Here is an 18017-nt window from a genome sequence, read left to right as displayed (position 1 = left end):
TGCGTTCGGGAGGGCCGGGGCCCTGGTGCGGGTGCGGGTGCGGGTGCGCCCGATCTCCCCGCCCGAGCCCGTCGCGGCCGTCACAGCCGGCGCAGGGCACCCTCCGCCCGGAGGTCCGCGAGGGACGGATAGCCGTCGACGGCCATGAGCAGATCGGCCTCGGCGAGCAGGGACCGCAGGACGTGGACGACACCGTCGGTGCCGTCGAGGGCGAGCCCGTAGACGTACGGGCGGCCGACGGCGACAGCGGTGGCGCCGAGCGCGAGCGCCTTGACCACGTCGGCGCCGCTGCGGACGCCCGAGTCGAAGACCACGGGCAGGCCGTCGGCGGCGGCGACCACGTCCGGCAGGGCGTCGAGGGCGGCCAGTCCCCCGTTGGCCTGCCGGCCCCCGTGGTTGGAGCAGTAGACGCCGTCGGCGCCGCCGTCCCGGGCGCGCCGGACGTCCTCGGGGTGGCAGATGCCCTTGAGCAGGATCGGCAGATCGGTCAGCGAGCGCAGCCAGGGAAGGTCGTCCCAGGTGAGCGGGGCGCCGAAGAGGCCGGTCCACTCCAGGACGGCGGCCTGCGGGTCCTCTTCGGGGCTCTTGGCCAGACGGGCCCGGAACACCGGGTCGGAGGTGTAGTTGGCCAGACAATGGCCGCGCAGCTGGGGGAAGTTGCCGGTGGCGAGATCACGGGGGCGCCAGCCGGTCACCCAGGTGTCGAGGGTGACGACGATGCCCCGGTAACCGGCCGTCTCCGCCCGGTGCACCAGGCTCTCGGCGAGGGCCCGGTCGGTCGGCGTGTAGAGCTGGAAGAGGCCCGGGGTGGCGCCGGACTCGGCGGCGACGTCCTCCAGCGGGTCCACGCTCAGGGTGGAGGCGATCATCGGAACGCCGGTGCGGGCGGCGGCGCGCGCGGTGGCTAGATCGCCGTGTCCGTCCTGGGCACACAGGCCGACGACACCGACGGGCGCCATCAGCAGCGGGGCGGGCAGGGCGATCCCGCACAGGTCGACGCCGAGGTCGCGGTGGGTGGCGCCCACCATCATCCGGGGCACCAGGCCCCAGCGCGTGAACGCCTCGGTGTTGGCGCGCTGGGTGTGTTCGTCGCCCGCGCCGCCGGCGACGTACGACCAGACGGACGACGGCAGCGCGGCCTCGGCGCGCCGTTCCAGCTCGGCGAAGGTCATCGGCAGTTTCGGCAGGGTACCGAAGAGGCCGTTCAGGTAGATCTCGTTCTGGTAGTCGCCGAACCGCTGGTCCATCGCGTGCTCCCCGCACCCCTCGACCGGTCTGGGATCGCCGGCCGCCGGGCAGGGACGTTACCGCCGGGTAGAGCGCTTGGCCATGCCCCGGATCCGGCGGGCCGGGGCGGTGGCGACGGCCGGGCCGGTCCCGTACGCCGCATGGCGCTCCCTTGCCTCACGCGGTACCCGGCGTAGCCTGGCGCACCATGTATCTCTCCGTACCTCCCCCCGGCCCCGGCGCCACCGCCTGGTCCCCCGAGACGGTGACTTCCGACCCCTACAACGCCCAGACGCCGGCGGCCGCGCTCGTCCCGCGTCTCACGCCCGCCGACGCCCTCTTCGTCCGCAGCCACTTCGATGTCCCGGACCTTCCGGCGGACCGCTGGCGGCTGCGGATCGACGGCGCGGTGGGCACGCCGTACAGCATCGGCTACGACGAACTGACCGCGCTCCCACACCGGGAGGTGGACGTGGTGATGGAGTGCGCGGGCAACGGGCGCACTCGGATGACTCCGCCTGCGCCCGGTCTTGCGTGGGGTGAACGGGCGGTCGGCTGCGCCCGGTTCGAGGGAGTACCTTTCCAATCCCTCGTCGAACGCGCCGGGTTGGATCCCACGACGGTCGAATTCGTCTTCACCGGAGCCGACTCCGGGATGGTGCACGGCCGGCGGACGACGTTCGCGCGCAGCCTGCCGCGCACGCTCGCCCTGCATCCGGACACCCTGCTCGCCACCCGGCTGGACGGCGCGCCGCTGACGCCCGCGCACGGCGCCCCGGTCCGGCTGGTGGTGCCCGGCCGGTTCGCGGTGGCCGACGTGAAGTGGCTGACCGGGGCGCGGGCGGTCACCGAACCGTTCGAGGGAGTCTTCCAGACGGAGGAGTACATGTACGTCGACTCCGACGGCCGCACCGAGGGGCCGGTCGGCGAACTGCTCGTCAAGTCCCTGATCACCGCCCCCGAACCGGACGAGGATCTGCGGCGCGGGCAGGAGACCGAGGTGCGCGGGCACGCGTGGTCGGGCGGCGGGGTGGCCGTGCGCCGGGTCGAGGTGCGGGCGGTGCACGAGGACGAACCCGGCGAGCCGGAGACCGGGTGGCAGGACGCCGAACTGGACCGCCCCTCGGGCCCGTACGTCTGGACGGACTGGTCCTTCCGCTGGACTCCGCGCACCCCCGGCCGGTACCGGATCCTCGCCCGGGCGACGGACGCGGAGGGCGCGGTCCAGCCGACGCGGGCGCCGTGGAACGCGCGCGGGTACGGCTGCAACGCGGTGGCGGTCGCCGACGTGGTCGTGGTCTGAGCCGGCCGGAACACCGGTGCTCGGGGCGGCCGTTCGACTGCACTCGCCAGGGCGGGGCCGCCGCGCGTGGGCCCTGGGCAGGCCGGGGCGGAGCGAGAGCGGGCGGCAAACGGGGAGCGAGGGTGGGCCCTGGACCTTCCCTTGCTCCTCCGTCCGCTCTCGGCCCGGCGGGATCGGCAGGTCCGACGGGTTCGGCGGGTTCGGCGGGGCGCCCCGGGGCGTGGTGTGTCAGTGCCGTGGTGTTGGCTGGAGGCGCTTACGTACCACCGCAGTCCCGCACCAGGAGATACCGCTCATGCCCACGACCGTTCCGCACCGCAACGCCAAGCCGCCCGTCGCCCAGGCATCCCTGGGGGCGGGCGTCGTGGTCCTCGACGAGGCCGGGCGGGTCCTGCTCGGCCTGCACCGCTCCGGCGTCTGGGAACTGCCGGGCGGCGCGGTCGAGCCGGGCGAGTCCGTCGAGGAGGCGGCGGTGCGCGAACTCGCCGAGGAGACCACGCTCGTCGCCGAACCCGCCGACGTGACGGTCATCGGCTTCGTCCTCGACACCGCCAGCTCCACCGAGCTGACCCGGGTGTCGGCGGCGACCGTGATCCGCGCCCATCAGGGCACCCCGGCGGTCGCGGAACCCGACAAGATCGAGCGGTGGGAGTGGTTCACGCCCGACCGGCTGCCGGAGGCACTGTTCGTTCCCTCGGGCCAGGTGCTGCGCTTCTGGCGGCCCGAACTCCCGGCTCCGGACGGCCTGTTCCACCGATACGAAGTGACGTCGGACGATGCCGCCGGGCACGGCCGGGGCCGAGAGCGGAGGTAGGACCGGGCGCGGGATCAGGGCCTGGAACGGGGCCGGGCGCAGGGCCTTTGCCGGCCGCCGTCGCTCAGGGGATGCGGCGCTCGTTGCCGGCCGCGGGTCCGGGGCTCACGGCCGGTTCCTTCGGCGGGGCCGCGGGCCCGCCCGCCTCCCCGGACCGGGCCGTGCGCCCGTACAAGCCGACGAGGGCGGCACACTGGGCCGCCCTCGCCGGCGCCATGGCCTCGCAGATTCCCGGCAGCCCCCGGCCCGACAGGACGTACGCGCCCACGAGTTGCGTCACCGCCCCGCACGCGGTGATCCGGGCCGGCGCCGGGCTCCGGCCGCTTCCCTCGAACACGCCGCCGAGCGCGCTGTACCCGGCTCTCAACCGGCTGGCGGCCGCGGGCCTCGTCGATCAGCGCACGGAGCCCGGCAGCGGCGCCACGACCCGCCGCATCCTGTCCCTCACTCCGGCGGGACGCACCCGGCTGCTGACCCGGCTGAGCGAACCCAAGGACGTGGAGATCAGCGACGGGCAGCGCTTCTCCACCCTGCTCTCGTTCCTCCGCCATCTGCCGGGCCCTGCCGCGCAGGCCGCCGTCCTCCGCCGCCACCAGGCGTTCCTCGACGCTCCGACCAGCTTCTTCTACCGGGAGGGCGAGCCGGTGCGGGCCGAGGAGGCACCCGACGTATTCCGGAAGGGCATGCTGCGCGTCGCGCGCGCCACCGGGAGCGAGGAGCGGGCGTGGCTGGCGGAGACCATCGGCGCGCTGGAGACGCCGGGGGAACAGAGGGAATCGGGCTGACGGAGTCAGGGGGGAGGGGAAATCGGGGGGCCGGAGGCACCGGGGAGGGGGACGACCGGAGGGCGGCGGGGCGGCTGTTCGGGAACGGCTGGGTGACGAGCGGGCGGGAGTGACGGACGGTCCCAGTGGGCCGGGCCGACCGCCGCATTCTGTCCGGACTTCCGGCGGATCGTGACGGAAGGCCTGACACGGGCCGTGAGCCGCTGTCATCATGCCGACGGGGGTGCGCCATGGGAGAGTCCGACCGCGTGACCGTACCGCCGCCGGGCGAGGCCGCGGCCGACGCGGCACGCGAGGCGGGTCTCGGCGTCTATCTGCGGGCCTTCCGCGCCCGCCACCGCGAGAGCGGCGGACCGGACCGGGCCGGATCCGCGTCCGGACCGGGGTCGGGGTCCGGGACGGGATCGGGGTCCGGGACGGGATCGGGGTCCGGACCGGGATCAGGGGCCGGGACCAGACGGGAATCAGGGTCCGGGACCAGACGGGAATCAGGGTCCGAGGCTGGGCCCGGGGCCGGGTCCGCGCGGCCGGGTGTGGTGCTGCTGCTCGCGGGGGTGTCGCTGGGGCTGCCCGTGCTCGCCACCCGGCTGGTGGGGCAAGGGCTCGGAGTACCGCTGCTCCTGCTGCCGTTCGGGGTCTTCGCCCTGGTGCTGTGGCGCTCGCTTCGGGTCCCCGCGACGGGGGCGGCGCTGCGCCCCGGAGAATACGTCTACCTGTACGAGCAGGGCCTGGTCTGCCCGGCGGCGGACGGCGGGGCGCGGGCGGTGCCCTGGCGGTCGGTGACGGCGATGCGCCAGGACGTGACCCGCACCAGCGTCAACGGCGGCTACACCGGCACCCACTACGCGTACCGGCTGAGCCTCGGCGGGGCGCGCGAGGTGACCGTCGGCGGGTTCCTCGACGAGGAGACGGCGCGGCCGCCGGACGGTTCGCAGGTCCGCGAGCTGGCCCAGATCGTCCTGGACGAGACGGTGCGCCGGGCGCTGCCGCCGGCGATGTCCGCGCTGGAGGCGGGCGAGCGGGTCGTGTTCGGCGAGGTGGCACTGGCGGGTTCGGGCATCGGGCTGCCGTCGGGAACCGCGCCGTGGGAGCGGGTGCGGCGGTGCGAGTGGCGCGGGGACGGGCTGGTGGTGGTACGGACGGCCGGGGCGGGCCGCTGGACGCGCGAGTCGAAGGAGATCCCCGATTTCCCGGTCTTCTGGGCGCTGGTCAAGGAGTTGTGCCCGCAGGCCCGCGAGGTCCGCCGCTGACTTTTCACCCGAACGGGTGTCTGGCGAATCTTTGGATGCTTTGGGACATTTGAAGCGTCGCCAGAGGGGGCGGTGACGCCGGAGGTTCGGGGGGACTGTGACGCATTTCCAGGTATGGAGGCGGCCGCGGACGGTGGTCGCGCTGCTGTTGGTGTGGTGCGCGGCGCTGTGGGGCCTGGCGCCGGAGGCGAGGGCCGCCGGGTCGTGGCAGGAGCTGGCACCCGGGGTCGCCTACCGCGGCTTCGACACGCCGACGGCGCACGGGACGGTGCGGGTGCATCTGCTGTCCGTCGACCTGCGGGCCCGGGGTGTCGATGTCGACCTGTTGTACCCGGGGGCGGTGGCGGCACGGGCACCGATATCGCGGCTCGCCGACGCGCGCGGGGCCCTCGCGGGGATCAACGGGGACTTCTTCAACATCTCCGAGAGCCAGCATCCGGGCACGGAGGCGACGGGGGCCGCTGTGGGCCCGGCGATAGCCGCCCGCCGCGTACTGAAGTCGGCGGTGCCGCGAGGGCAGCGGTTCGGGCCCGCGCTGCCGCCGGACACGGGGACATCCGAGGTGTTCGGGGTGGGGGTGGACCACCGGGCGCGGATGGGCGGGCTCGTCCTGGACGGCTCGGTCACCGGCCCGGCGGGCGGGTACCCGCTGGGCGGGCTCAACCAGTACGCGCTGCCCGTCGGCTCGGTCGGCGTCTACACCTCCGACTGGGGGACGGCCTCCCGGGCCCGCGCCGTATGCGGGACGGACACCGACCGGGCCGCGCCATGCACCACGGACGCGTACGAGGTGACGGTACGGGGCGGCAGGGTCGTGGCGGTCGCCGGCGCCCCGGGGCGTGATCCGATCCCCGAGGGAACCGAGGTCCTGGTGGGACGGGAGGCGGGTGCCGGGCAGCTGCGGGCCCTGACCGTCGGGGACCGGGTGCGGGTGCGTCACCGTCTTGTCGCGGAGGGTGCCCCGGTCCCGTACCGGTTCGCCGTCGGCGGGTACCCGCTGCTCCGGGACGGGATTCCGCGGCCCGGGCTCGACAACACGACCTCGGCCGTGCGGACGGCCGCCGGGAGCGCGGACGGCGGGAGGCGGCTGCTGCTGATGGCCCTGGACGGCGCACCGGAGTGGCGGTCGGGGATGACGGTCGCCGAGGTGGCGGCGCTGATGGCGAGAGAGGGGGCGCGGGACGCGTTCAGCCTGGACGGCGGAGGCTCGTCGACGCTGGTGAGCCGGGCGGCGGACGAGCCGGCGGTGATGGTCCGCAACCATCCGAGCGACGGCACCGAGCGGCCGGTGTCGAACGGCATAGGCGTCTTCGCGCGCGGCTGAGCGGCGGCCGGCCGGTCGCCCGTCGCCGACGTCACCGAGCGGACCGGGCGGTTGCTGATTAGCGTGGCCGATGGGGGCGAATTGCCGTCATCGATCGGAAGCGAGTCATTTCCATGGCCTCACGACCTGAAGGTACGCCGGTCTGGACCGACGCCATGTACCGCGACGTCGAGCGCGCGAAGTCGTTCTACGGCGATGTGCTGGGCTGGACCTTCGGAGAATCGTCCTCGGAGTACGGGAACTACACCCAGGCCTACAAGAACGGCAAGGCCGTCGCGGCGGTCGTGCCGCCGATGCCCGGCCAGGACGGCGAGCCGCAGTCGGCCTGGTGTCTGTACTTCGCCTCGCCGGACGCCGCCGCCACCGCCGAGAAGATCAAGTCGGCGGGCGGCACGGTACTGATGGAGCCCATGGCGGTGGGCGACTTCGGCACCATGTGCCTGGCGAAGGATCCGGCCGGGGTGGCGTTCGGCGTCTGGCAGGCCGACAAGCACGAGGGCTTCGAGCTGGAAGGCGAGCCGGGCGGCTACGCGTGGGCCGAGGTGTTCACCCGTGAGCCGGCGAAGTCCGACGCGTTCTTCACGGCCGTCTTCGGCTACACCTCGAAGAAGGTCAAGGACGACAAGATGGACTTCCGCGTCTTCGACGCCGGTTCCGAATCGGTGCTCGGGCGGATGGTCATGGGATCGGAGTTCCCGCCCGAGGTCCCCTCGTATGTGCAGCTCTACTTCGCCGTCGACAACTGCGACAAGGCGGTCGAGGCGGCGGAGCGGGGCGGCGGGCGCAAGGTGTTCGGCCCGATGGACAGCCCGTTCGGCCGCTTCGCGGCGATCCTCGACCCGGAAGGGGCGGCGTTCGCGGTCATCGACATGAAGACGACGGTCGGCGACATGCCCGAGATGGAGTGACCCTCCCGGATCACGGACGCCCGGGGCCACGGGGGCTCCGGGCATCCGATCGTCCGGTCGCCACGAGGCGGCGAGGCGGGGCAGGGACGAGGTCAGGGCCTGAGGCTGGAGATCACGTTCGCGGTGGCGGTGGCCCCCTCGTGAATGGTGGGGGCCATGCTGGTGCCGGCCAGATAGAAGCCGAGCAAGGCGCAGACCAGGGCGTGGGAGAGCTTCAGTCCGCCGTTGCGGAGGAAGATCACGGCCAGGATCAGCAGAAGCAGCACCACGGAAATGGAAATGGCCATCGCGCTCACCCTCCTTGCGCCGCGCCCGAATTGCGGCGTTTGGGCGACAGTGTGACGGAATGAGTGGCCAGTATGTCGGTATGGCGGCGCGGCCATCAGGGTGGATTCACTGGCATTCACATTTTCGAATCCCGAAGACATGTGCGATCTCTGCGGCGGGCCGGTGGGGCGGCCCCGCCCGGGTCAGACGGGGGTGGCGGGGGTGGCGGAGGCGTCCAGGCAGTCGGCCCAGTTCCGTGTGCGGTCGCACCAGCGGTTCAGCAGAACACGGTCGTGGCCGACCGCGAGCAGGCCGGCGCCCGTCTCGGCGCGGTAGGACTCGACGGCCGCGACGAGGGCGGCCGTGGTGGACGCGTCGAGCATGGCGGTCATCTCGTCGCAGACCAGCCAGCGGGGGCGCAGCACCAGGGCGCGGGCCAGACAGGCGCGCTGGAGCTGACCGTCGCTGACCTCGTGCGGGCGGCGGGTGAGCAGGTCTCCGGTGAGGCCGACGGCGGGGACGAGTTCGGCCAGGCGCTCGGGAATCTCCTCGCGGCGCCCGGTCGCGCGCAGGGGTTCGGCGATCAGATCGGCAAGCCGCAGCCTCGGGTCGGCGGCGAGCCGGGGCTGCTGGAAGACGACCCCGACGGCGGTGCGCTGGTCGCGCGGGGCGCGGTGCCGCCAGGCCCGTATCTCCGTACCGTCGAGGACGACCCGGCCCGCGTCGGGCCGGTGCAGGAGGGCGGCCACCCGGGCGAGGGTGGATTTGCCGCAGCCGCTGGGGCCGAGCAGGCCGACGGCCTCGCCGGGGGCGACGGTGAGGGAGGCGTCGCGGAAGACGGGGGCGCGGCGGCCGTATCCGGCGGTGATCCGGTGGAGTTCAAGCACGGTCGGGGTCTCCCGGCTCTCCGTGGGGGTGGTGGCAGGCCACCTGGGAACGGGGTTCGGGGCGGACGGCGCAGGTGGCGCTCGCGCGGGGGCAGCGCGGGGCGAAGGCGCAGCCCTCGGGGAGGTTCGACAGCTCGGGCGGCAGTCCGGGGATCGGGGTGAACTCGCGTTCCGGGAGGGCGTCGAGGAGGCCGCGGGCGTAGGGGTGGCGGGGGCCGGGGCCGTCGAAGAAGCGGGCGGCGGGGGCCGTCTCGACGATCCGTCCGGCGTACATCACGGCCACCCGGTCGGCGACCCGCCGGGCGGCAGCCAGGTCGTGGGTGATGAGCAGCAGGGCCTTGCCCGTGTCGGTGTGCCGGCGCAGTTCGTCGGCGGTGCGGTCGACCAGTTCGCGGTCGAGCCCGGTGGTGGGTTCGTCCGCGAGGAGCAGGGGCGCGTCGCCGATCAGGGCGAGCGCGGTGGCGGCGCGCTGGGCGAGGCCGCCGGAGAGTTCGTGCGGATAGCGGTCGAGGTGCCCGGCGGGGAAGGCGGCGCGTTCGGCGGCGGCCTCGGCGGCGGCCCGCCGTTCCCGGCGGGGTGTGTCCGTGAGCGCCCGTACGGTCTCCTCCAGTTGGGACCGGACGGTCCGTACGGGGGTGAGGTGGGCGGCGGGGCTCTGCGGGACGAGGCCGACGAGCCGGCCGCGTACGGTGCGGGCCAGGGTCCGTTCGTCGGCGGCGAGGAGGTCGCGGGCGGGGCGCGCGGGGGCGTCCGGGGACGCGGTGCCGGCCGCGCCCGCGAGCCGGGCGGTGCCCCGCGCCTCGGCGTTGGCGGGCAGCAGGCCCAGCAGGGCGGAGGCGAGGACGGATTTGCCGCAGCCGCTCTCGCCGACCAGTGCCAGACACTCCCCCGGCGCCAGGTCGAACGAGGCGTCGCTGACGGCGGCCACGCTTCGGCCGCCGCGCAGCCGGAAGCGGACCGTCAGATCGCGGACGCTCAGCAGGGAGGTGGCGGCGTGGCCGGCGGCGGCGTGGCCGGCGGCGGCGTCGGCGCGTCCGGCGGCGTCGGGGCGCGGGTCGCCGAGGTCCCGCGCGAGCTGCTCGTTCACAGCATCAGCTCCGATCGGCGGCGCGGGTTGAGGCGGTCGCGCCAGACGCCGGCGAGGCCGGCCAGGGCGAGGGTGGGGACGATGAGCAGCAGTCCGGGGAAGAGGGTGGGCCACCAGTCGCCGGCGAGCAGGGAGGAGCGGGCGGTCTGCACGAGGTTGCCGAGGCTGGCCTGGTGACTGGGCAGGCCGAGGCCGAGGAAGGAGAGCGCCGACTCGTGCCACATGGCGTGCGGCACCATCAGCACGGCGGCCAGACCGGCCTGCGGCAGGACCGCCGGCAGCAGGTGGCGGACGGCGATCCGCCACCGGGAGGCGCCACCGGAGATCGCCGCGTCGACGAAGAGCCGGGAGCGCAGCGAGAGGACCTCGGAGCGGACGATCCGGGCGGTGGAGAGCCAGTGGGTGACCGCCACAGAGGCGATCACCGGCCAGACCCCGGGCCGGAACATGGCGACCACGAAAATGCCGAGCAGCAGGTGCGGTACGGACGAGAAGCCGTCGACGACGCGCATGAGGAGACGGTCCACGCGTCCGCCGAGCGCGCCCGCCGCCGCGCCCACGGCGGTGCCGACGACGGTGGCGACAAGGGCGGCGACCAGGCCGACGAGCAGGGAGACGCGTAGCCCGTAGACGCAGCGCAGCAGCAGGTCGCGGCCGAGGCCGTCGGTGCCGAAGGGGTGGGCCCAGGACGGCGCCTGGAGCTTTCGGGCGAGGTCCACGGCCTGCTCGTCGAGCTGGGCGAGCGGCGGGACGACGAGGACGGCGGCGAAGACGAGTCCGGTGACGAGGGCGGAGCTCCACAGCCGGAGCCGCCGGGTGCGCGGGTCAGCCATCGAAGCCCACCCGGGGGTCGGCGAGCCCGTACAGCAGGTCGGAGAGGAGATTGCCGAGCAGGACGGCGGCCGTGGCGAGCACGGTGAGCGCGGCGAGCAGCGGGAAGTCGACGGAGACGGCGGCCTGGACGGTGGCGGCGGCGATGCCGGGCCAGCTGAAGACGGTCTCGACGAGGAGGGCTCCGGTGATGAGTTCGGGGACCCGGGAGCCGACGAGGGTGAGCATGGGCAGCATTCCGGAGCGCAGGGCGTGGCCGGTGAGGACGGTGCGTTCGGCGAGGCCGCGGGCGCGGGCGCCGCGCACCGGGTCCTCCTCCAGGGCGTCGCCGACGCCCTGTCTGACGTACAGGAAGAACCAGGGCAGCTGGGTGACGCCGAGGACGAGCGCGGGCAGGACGAGGTGGCGGGCGACCTGTCCGGCGGTGACGGTGTCGCTGGCGGTGTCGGTCAGACCGCCGGCCGGCAGCGCGCCGAGGGTGAGCGAGAAGAACCAGACGGCGAGCAGGCCGAGCCAGAAGGCGGGGGCGGCTTCGAGGGTGTACGCGGCGGAGCTGACGACCCGGTCGACGAGGCCGCCTCGGCGGCGCCCGGCGAGGACGCCGAGGACGGTGCCGAGGGTGACGGCGACGAGGAAGGCGGTGGCGGCGAGCAGGACGGACCAGCCGATGCGTTCGGTGATCACGTCGGTGACGGGCTGACGCATGACACCGGAGTCGCCGAGGTCGCCGCGTACGGCGTGGACGAGCCAGTCCCCCCACTGGGCGAGCCAGGGGCGGTCGGTGCCGAGGTTGGCGCGCAGCTGGTCGAGGTTCTCCTGGGACGCGGTGAGTCCGGCGGTGCCCGCGTAGGCGCGGACGGGGTCGAAGGGGGAGGCGGCGGCGACCGCGAAGACCGCGAGGGTGACGGCGAACAGGACGGGGACGGCGGCGAGCGCGCGCCGTCCCGCCATCCGTGCCATGGCCGCCCAGGGAAGGCGGCGGCTCACCGGGCGGCCACTCCGGAGGACTTCGCCTCGCCGACCGCGGCGGCCGGGGTCGTCCCCGTGCCGAGAATGGTCCCCGCGTCCGGGGCCGTACCGCCGGCTGCGGGGGCCACGAGAGCCGCGTTCTTCGCCGTGCCCGCGGTGCCCTTCGGCTTCCAGTCCTCGATGTTCCACCAGGGGCCGGAGCCGAGGCCGTGGTCGTGCGGCTCGATCTGGGTGGTCAGACCGCCGTCGGCGGTCTCCCAGCGGTCGCTGACGACATAGAGGTGGTCGACGTGGGTGAGGAAGGTGTAGCCGGGGTTCTTCACCAGCTGCCGCTGGATCGTGTCGTACGCGGCGCGGCGCTTGGCGGGGTCGTCGGTGCGGCGGCCTTCCTCCAGGGCGCGGTCGACGACCGGGTCGGCGTACTGGGCCATGTTGTTGAAGCCGTCGCCCGCGAGGGAGGACTTCAGCATCAGGTACTGGTCGAAGTCGGGGTCGCCGGGCGAGCCGCCGCCGGCGAGGACGGCGTCGGTCTTCATCCGGGGTTCGATCACCTCCCAGGTACCGGCCTGGGTGGTCAGCGCGATGCCGGCCTTCTTGGCGTCGGAGGCGTAGGCGAGGGCGTGGTCCTGGCGGAGCTTGTCGCCGGAGAGGTACCAGAGGGGGAAGGCCGCGCGGACGCCGTTCTTGACGCGGACGCCGTCGGGGCCGGGCTTCCATCCGGCCTCGTCGAGGATCTTCTGGGCGCCCGCGAGGTCGTGGCGGCGCTCGGTGCCCTTCGTGAACCAGGGGCTGTCGGTGGGGACGGGCCCGTAGGCGGGCTTGCCGGCGCCTTCGAGGATCCGGTCGACCATGGCCTGGCGGTCGACGGCGAGGTCGAGGGCGCGGCGGATCGCGGGGTCGCCGGCGACCTTGTCGTGCGTGGGGAGGGTGACCTGGCGGTAGTCGAAGGTGGCGGCCCGGTAGGTCTTGTACGACTTGCCGGCGGTGGTTCCGGTGAAGCCCGCTGCCAGGTTGGGCGGCAGGATCGCGGCGTCCAGGTCGCCGGCGCGCAGCCGGGTGGCGCGGACGTCGTCGTCCTTGACCACGGCCATGGTGAACTTCTTCACGGCCGGGGCGCCGCCCCAGTAATGCTCGTTGGCGGCGAAGGTGAGCTTCTCGCCCTTGGACCAGCCGGTGAGGACGTACGGCCCGGTGCCGATGGGCCGGGTGGTGAACGGGCCGGTGTTGACGTCCTGCTTGCCCGCGACGTGCTCGGGGGCGATGCCGAGGACGGTGCGCTCGGCGAAGGGCGCGTAGGGGTACGCGAGGGTGAAGACGACGGTGTCGTCGCCGACCGCCCGGACGTCCTTCACGGCGTCGAGTTCGGTGCGGGAGGCGTTGTTGGTCTTCGGGTCGAGGATCGCGCGGTACGTGAAGACGACGTCGGCGGCGGTGAAGGGGTGGCCGTCGCTGAAGGTCACGCCCTTGCGCAGCTTGTACGTGTACGTCAGGCCGTCGTCGCCGACCTCGGGCAGGGCGGCGGCGAGGGCGGGCTTCAGCTTCATGTCGGTGCCGAAGGCGAGCAGCCCGTCGAAGATCTTGGAGTTGCCGTCCTTGCCGTAGCCGAGGAGGGGGCTGAGGCTGTCGGGCTCGAAGGCGATGCCGACGACCGCCGAGTCCTTCGGGCCGGCGGCACCGGCGCCGCCGGGGCCCGCACAGGCGGCGCCGGTGAGGGCCACGGCCCCGGCGAGTATCGCGGCCATCACCGGACGGACGGATCGGGCGGCCATGGTGTCCACACCCCTCTGGGACTCTTCTGAAGATCAACTGTTTTTGCGAACAGATTGCAATTAAACAGTATGTAGAGGGGTGCGAGCACAGGAGGCCCCTTACCGAGGGGGTGCCGGCGGCTCCCCTGAGAGCCCTCCGGGGAGCCTCGGGGAGCCGCCGGGACCTACCGGGGAGCGGGGAGATCGACCAGTGCGGCAAGGACGTCCTGGTGCCGGCCGGCCGAACCCAGCGCCGTCTGGTCGGACTTGGCCCGCTTGAGCGCGAGGTGCGCGGGATGCTCCCAGGTCATGCCGATGCCTCCGTGCAGCTGGACGCACTCCTCGGCCGCGCGCACGGCGGTCCTCGCGCAGTACGTCTGGGCGACGGCCACGGTCAGCTCGGCGTCGGCGGCCCCGGTCGCGAGCGCGTCGGCGGCGGCCCGCGCGGCCGCCCGGGCACCGACCAGCTCCAGCCACAGCCGGGCCATCCGGTGCTTCAGCGCCTGGAAGGAGCCGACCGGCCGGTTGAACTGGTGACGCTCCCGGGTGTGCCGGACGGCCGCCTCCAGACACCACTCGGCGAGCCCGAGCTGTTCGGAGGCGAGCAGGCCCGCTCCCATGAGCAGCCCCTGCCGCACGGCCGCGCGGCCGGTGGCCGCGTCGGCGAGCCTGGTGCCCGGGGCGGAGCGCGCGTCGACGGTGGCGAGCGGGCGGGTGAGGTCCAGCGGGATCTGCGGGGTGATCAGCGCCTCGGCGGCCGGGACGGCGTACAGCCCGTCGGCGCGCGGGACGAGCAGGAGGTCGGCGGCGGCCGCGTCCGCGACGGCCGGGACCGGCCCGTCGGTCACCGGGTCCGCGCCGGGGGCCGTGGACAGCGGTACGGCGAGGACGGCGACCCGTTCGCCGCTCGCGAGCGAGCCGAGCAGCCCGGCCGCGGGGCCCGCCGGGTCGCCGAGCGCGAGCAGTGCCCCGGTCGCCACGACGGCGCTCGTCAGATACGGCACCGGGGTCACCGCGCGGCCCAGCTCCTCCATGACCACTGCGGCCTCGCGAGGGCCCGCGCCCTGGCCGCCCAGTTCCTCGGGGACGAGCAGCCCTGCGGCGCCGATCCGGCCCGCGAGGGCGTCCCACAGGCCGGGGACGTACGGGCTGCCGCTCTCGGCGCGGGCGAGCACGGTGCGCGCGTCGGCCCGGTCGGCGAGCAGGGCGCGGACGGTGGCGCGCAGGGCGTCCTCGGTGTCGGAGTACAGCAGGTCCGGGTCGGGCGCGGCGGCCGGTGCGAGGGTGCCGCCGCTTCCGGTACCCCTGCTCCCGGTGCCGGATGGGGGCATGGTCGCGGAGGTGGGGGCGGTCACGGTCCCGGGCGTGGGCATGGGCGTGGATGTGGTCACTGTCTCGGGTGTGGGTACGGTCCCGGGCGTGGGTGCGGTCTCGGACGTGGTCATCGGGCGAGGTCCTTCCAGGGGACGTCCTTGTCGTCGCGCGGCTCGGGCGGCAGGCCGAGGACCCGCTCGGCCACGATGTTGAGCAGCACTTCGCTGGTGCCTCCTTCGATCGAGTTCCCTCGTGCCCGCAGATAGCGGTAGCCCGCGTCGCGGCCGGTGAAGTCGACCAGGTCGGGCCGGACCATCGTCCAGTCGCCGTACAACAGGCCCTCGTCCCCGAGGAGTTCCAGCTCCAGGGCGCTGATCTCCTGGTTGAGCCGGGCGAAGCCGAGCTTCATGGCGCTGCCCTCGGGGCCGGGCCGGCCGGCGGCGAGCTGCTGGCGCAGCCGTTCGCCGGTGAGCCGGGCGACCTCGGCGTCCACCCACAGGTCGAGCAGCCGGCGGTGCAGCTCGTGGGTGCGCAGTTCGGGGCGGGCGCGCCAGGTCGCGGCGGCCTTCCCGATCATGCCGCCCTCGCGCGGCACTCGGGCGCCGCCGATGGAGACCCGCTCGTTCATGAGGGTGGTCCGCGCGACGCGCCAGCCGTCGCCGACCGCGCCGAGGCGGTGGGCGTCGGGGATGCGTACGCCGGTCAGGAAGACCTCGTTGAACTCGGCCTCCCCGGTGATCTGGCGCAGCGGCCGGACCTCGACGCCGGGGTCGGTCATGTCGCAGACGAAGTAGCTGATGCCCTGGTGTTTGGGCAGGTCCGGGTCGGTTCGGGCGAGGAGGATCCCCCAGCGGGCCAGATGGGCGGCGGAGGTCCACACCTTCTGTCCGTCGATCACCCAGGTGTCGCCGTCGCGCACGGCGCGGGTGGCGAGGGCGGCCAGGTCGGAGCCGGCGCCGGGTTCGCTGAAGAGCTGGCACCAGACCTCCTCCCCCACCCAGAGCGGCTTCAGGAAACGCCGCTTGACCTCCTCGGAGCCGTACGCGAGGAGGGTCGGGGCGGCCATGCCGAGGCCGATGCCGATCCGGCGCGGGTCGTTGTCGGGGGCGTGGGCGGCGGCGAGTTCGGTGTCGACGACGGCCTGGAGGGCGCGCGGGGCGCCGAGTCCGCCGTATCCGGCCGGGTAGTGCACCCAGGCGAGGCCGGCGTCGAAGCGGGCGCGCAGGAAGTCGGTACGGCCGGTGGTGGCGGGCGGGTGCGCGGCGATCAGCCGGCGGGTGCGGGCGGCGAGTCCGGCGGCGTCGGCGGGCAACCCCGCCGGGTCCTCGGCGGGGCCGTCGGCGGCCTGTGCGGTGGGGCGCGCCGGGGGCTGCGCGGTCATGCGCGGACTCCTTCCGGGAGAACGGCGATCCGGCCGGTGGTGACACCGTCGGCGAGCCGCTGGACGGCACCGGCCGCGCCGTCGAAGGGCACCCGCTCGCTCACGTGCGGCTTGATCAGGCCCTTGGCGGCGAGTTCGGTGAGGGTGTCGTGACAACGCCGCACGCCGGCAGGGTCCTTGGCGGCATACAGACCCCAATGGAGCCCCAGGATCGAGTAGTTCTTGACCAGGGCGTGCGAGAGGGCGGGAGCGGGCACGGTGCCGCTCGCGAAGCCGACGATCACGATGCGCCCCTCGAACGCGACCAGTTTGGCGGACTGTTGGTAGGCAGTGCCGCCGACCGGGTCGTAGACGACGTCGGCACCACGGCCACCGGTGGCCTCCTTGACCGCCGCGACGACGTCCTCGGCATGCCGGTCGACCACGATGTCGCAGCCGGCTTCGCGGGCGACGGCGGCCTTGGCGGCGCCGCCGACGACACCGATGACGGTGGCGCCGGCCGCCTTGCCGAGCTGGACGGCGGCACCGCCGACCCCGCCCGCGGCGGCATGCACGAGCAGGGTCTCGCCCGCGCGGAGCCCGGCCCTGCGGTGCAGTCCGAACCAGCCGGTCTGGTAGGCGATATGGAGGACCGCCGCCTCGGCGTCGTCCAGTGTGCCGGGGGCGGGCAGCAGCGCGGACTCGTCGGCGAGGGCATAGGCGGCGAGCCCACCGTATGGAAGGGCCGGTGTCGCGAGCACCCGGCGGCCATCCTCGGTCTCGGCGCAGATCTCCACCCCGGGGGTGAAGGGCAGCGGGGGCCGCACCTGGTACTGGCCCCGGCAGAGCAGCGCGTCGGGGAAGTTGAGGCCGGTGGCGCGGACTTTCAGGAGCACCTGCCCCGCGCCGGGCACGGGCGGGGCGGTCTCCTCGCGCCGCATCACCTCGCCGGGTTCACCGTTCTCACGCACTCGCCACGCCTGCATACGGGCCTCCAGGTGCCGTCGCCGTGCCCTGCCGCGCGGGGTTCCGCGCGCACGATGCGTCGCACACTAAGCGGTTGCTTGGGCCAGCGGAACCGGGCCGACCCGGGAACGGCGGCTTCCCGGCCGTGGCGCGTGGCGTCCGACGGGAGCCGCGGTCCGGGAGAACCACCCGAAGGGACCACGCGCCGGGCAAGGGGGCCGGAACGGAAAGCGATCGGGAAGGGAGGCAGGGAGGAATGGGCGGAAGGAGAGCCCGGGTGGACAGCTCAGGCGGACGGCCCGTCGGACGGCTCGGGCGGACCACTCGGGTCGCTCTGGCCGCTCGACCCACTCGGGTCGCTCTGGCTGCTCGGGCGCTTCGGCCGTGCCCGTACGTGCATCCGCTCGCCCTGCGGCCCGAACAGACTCAGGAACTCCACCGACTTCTCCCCCACCGGTCCGAACCAGTGCGGGACCCGGGTGTCGAACTCGGCCGCCTCGCCCGGCCCCAGTTCGACGTCGTGCTCGCCGAGGATCAGCCGCAGCCGTCCGGAGAGCACGTACAGCCATTCGTACCCCTCGTGCACCCGAGGGTCGGGCGTCTCGGGGGTCGCTCCGGGTTCGTGGACGACCTTGTACGCCCGCAGTCCGCCCGCCTGCCGGGTGAGCGGGTAGAGCGTACGGCCGCCGCGCACCAGGCGGCGGGGCCGCACCCGCGGGTCGCCGGCCTGTCGCGTGCCCACGAGTTCGTCGAGCGGGACCTGGTGGACGCGGGCGATCGGCAGCAGCAGTTCGAGGCTGGGCTTGCGCTGCCCGGACTCCAGGCGGGAGAGGGTGCTGACCGAGATGCCCGTGGCGGCCGAGAGCCCGGCCAGGGTGGCGCCGCGCTCGCGCCGGATACGGCGCAGCCGGGGGCCGACCTCGTTCAGGACCGTGTCGATGTGTTCCGCTTCGTGCTCTTCTTCCGTCACGCGCCCA

At 74.2% G+C, this 18017-nt stretch carries 17 protein-coding genes; 6 read left to right on the top strand and 11 right to left on the bottom strand.

What is annotated here, in order from left to right:
* Window positions 1-80 precede the first annotated feature (80 nt).
* Entirely contained in the window at window positions 81-1247 is a 1167-nt protein-coding gene (locus ABZ990_RS01035; protein WP_361223222.1) for an alpha-hydroxy-acid oxidizing protein, read from the bottom strand.
* Window positions 1248-1435: 188 nt separating this feature from the next.
* Here ABZ990_RS01035 and ABZ990_RS01030 point away from each other — a divergent pair, with 188 nt between their 5' ends.
* From ABZ990_RS01030 to ABZ990_RS01005, 6 genes are all read left to right on the top strand, one after another.
* Window positions 1436-2530 carry a sulfite oxidase gene (locus ABZ990_RS01030; RefSeq protein WP_361223220.1) on the top strand — a complete coding sequence of 365 codons (1095 nt, stop codon included), beginning with the start codon at window positions 1436-1438 and terminating at the stop codon, window positions 2528-2530.
* A 295-nt stretch (window positions 2531-2825) separates the two neighbouring features.
* Window positions 2826-3344 carry an NUDIX domain-containing protein gene (locus ABZ990_RS01025; protein ID WP_361223217.1) on the top strand — a complete coding sequence of 173 codons (519 nt, stop codon included), beginning with the start codon at window positions 2826-2828 and terminating at the stop codon, window positions 3342-3344.
* A gap of 293 nt (window positions 3345-3637) precedes the next feature.
* Window positions 3638-4129, top strand: a complete 492-nt coding sequence (locus ABZ990_RS01020; protein WP_361223681.1) for a PadR family transcriptional regulator — start codon at window positions 3638-3640, stop codon at window positions 4127-4129.
* Between the two features lie 536 nt (window positions 4130-4665).
* Window positions 4666-5379 carry a DUF6585 family protein gene (locus ABZ990_RS01015; protein ID WP_361223214.1) on the top strand — a complete coding sequence of 238 codons (714 nt, stop codon included), beginning with the start codon at window positions 4666-4668 and terminating at the stop codon, window positions 5377-5379.
* Window positions 5380-5512: 133 nt separating this feature from the next.
* Window positions 5513-6703, top strand: a complete 1191-nt coding sequence (locus ABZ990_RS01010) for a phosphodiester glycosidase family protein (RefSeq protein WP_361223211.1) — start codon at window positions 5513-5515, stop codon at window positions 6701-6703.
* A gap of 113 nt (window positions 6704-6816) precedes the next feature.
* Window positions 6817-7611: a VOC family protein gene (locus ABZ990_RS01005; protein ID WP_361223209.1), complete on the top strand. Its 795-nt coding sequence runs from the start codon at window positions 6817-6819 to the stop codon at window positions 7609-7611.
* 92 nt (window positions 7612-7703) lie between these two features.
* Here ABZ990_RS01005 and ABZ990_RS01000 read toward each other — a convergent pair whose 3' ends face one another.
* From ABZ990_RS01000 to ABZ990_RS00955, 10 genes are all read right to left on the bottom strand, one after another.
* Complete coding sequence (locus ABZ990_RS01000) at window positions 7704-7898, bottom strand: hypothetical protein (RefSeq protein WP_361223206.1); 195 nt, start codon at window positions 7896-7898, stop codon at window positions 7704-7706.
* A 183-nt stretch (window positions 7899-8081) separates the two neighbouring features.
* Window positions 8082-8765, bottom strand: coding sequence for an ATP-binding cassette domain-containing protein (locus tag ABZ990_RS00995; protein ID WP_361223203.1), 684 nt, complete (start codon window positions 8763-8765; stop codon window positions 8082-8084).
* The gene (locus ABZ990_RS00990) at window positions 8758-9747 is read right to left on the bottom strand and encodes an ABC transporter ATP-binding protein (RefSeq protein WP_361223678.1); all 990 of its coding nucleotides are present in this window, start codon (window positions 9745-9747) and stop codon (window positions 8758-8760) included. Before ABZ990_RS00990 ends, ABZ990_RS00995 begins: the two co-directional genes overlap by 8 nt.
* A gap of 101 nt (window positions 9748-9848) precedes the next feature.
* Window positions 9849-10685 (bottom strand): ABC transporter permease, encoded by an 837-nt coding sequence (locus ABZ990_RS00985; protein WP_361223200.1) that lies wholly within the window; start codon window positions 10683-10685, stop codon window positions 9849-9851.
* Window positions 10678-11643, bottom strand: coding sequence for an ABC transporter permease (locus tag ABZ990_RS00980; RefSeq protein ID WP_361223197.1), 966 nt, complete (start codon window positions 11641-11643; stop codon window positions 10678-10680). The genes ABZ990_RS00985 and ABZ990_RS00980 overlap by 8 nt, the downstream gene beginning before the upstream one ends.
* A 23-nt stretch (window positions 11644-11666) precedes the next feature.
* Entirely contained in the window at window positions 11667-13421 is a 1755-nt protein-coding gene (locus ABZ990_RS00975; protein WP_361223195.1) for an ABC transporter substrate-binding protein, read from the bottom strand.
* 164 nt (window positions 13422-13585) lie between these two features.
* Entirely contained in the window at window positions 13586-14773 is a 1188-nt protein-coding gene (locus ABZ990_RS00970) for an acyl-CoA dehydrogenase family protein (protein WP_361223192.1), read from the bottom strand.
* 68 nt (window positions 14774-14841) lie between these two features.
* The gene (locus ABZ990_RS00965) at window positions 14842-16095 is read right to left on the bottom strand and encodes an acyl-CoA dehydrogenase family protein (protein ID WP_361223189.1); all 1254 of its coding nucleotides are present in this window, start codon (window positions 16093-16095) and stop codon (window positions 14842-14844) included.
* Entirely contained in the window at window positions 16092-17060 is a 969-nt protein-coding gene (locus ABZ990_RS00960; protein ID WP_361223186.1) for an NADPH:quinone oxidoreductase family protein, read from the bottom strand. Before ABZ990_RS00960 ends, ABZ990_RS00965 begins: the two co-directional genes overlap by 4 nt.
* A gap of 266 nt (window positions 17061-17326) precedes the next feature.
* The gene (locus tag ABZ990_RS00955; RefSeq protein WP_361223184.1) at window positions 17327-18010 is read right to left on the bottom strand and encodes an XRE family transcriptional regulator; all 684 of its coding nucleotides are present in this window, start codon (window positions 18008-18010) and stop codon (window positions 17327-17329) included.
* Window positions 18011-18017: the final 7 nt, after the last annotated feature.

The sequence above is a fragment of the Streptomyces sp. NPDC046203 genome (assembly GCF_040646255.1).
Classification (GTDB): Bacteria; Actinomycetota; Actinomycetes; order Streptomycetales; family Streptomycetaceae; genus Streptomyces.
Note: the sequence above shows the minus strand (reverse complement) of the source record. Positions and strands in the feature narration are given on the sequence as shown.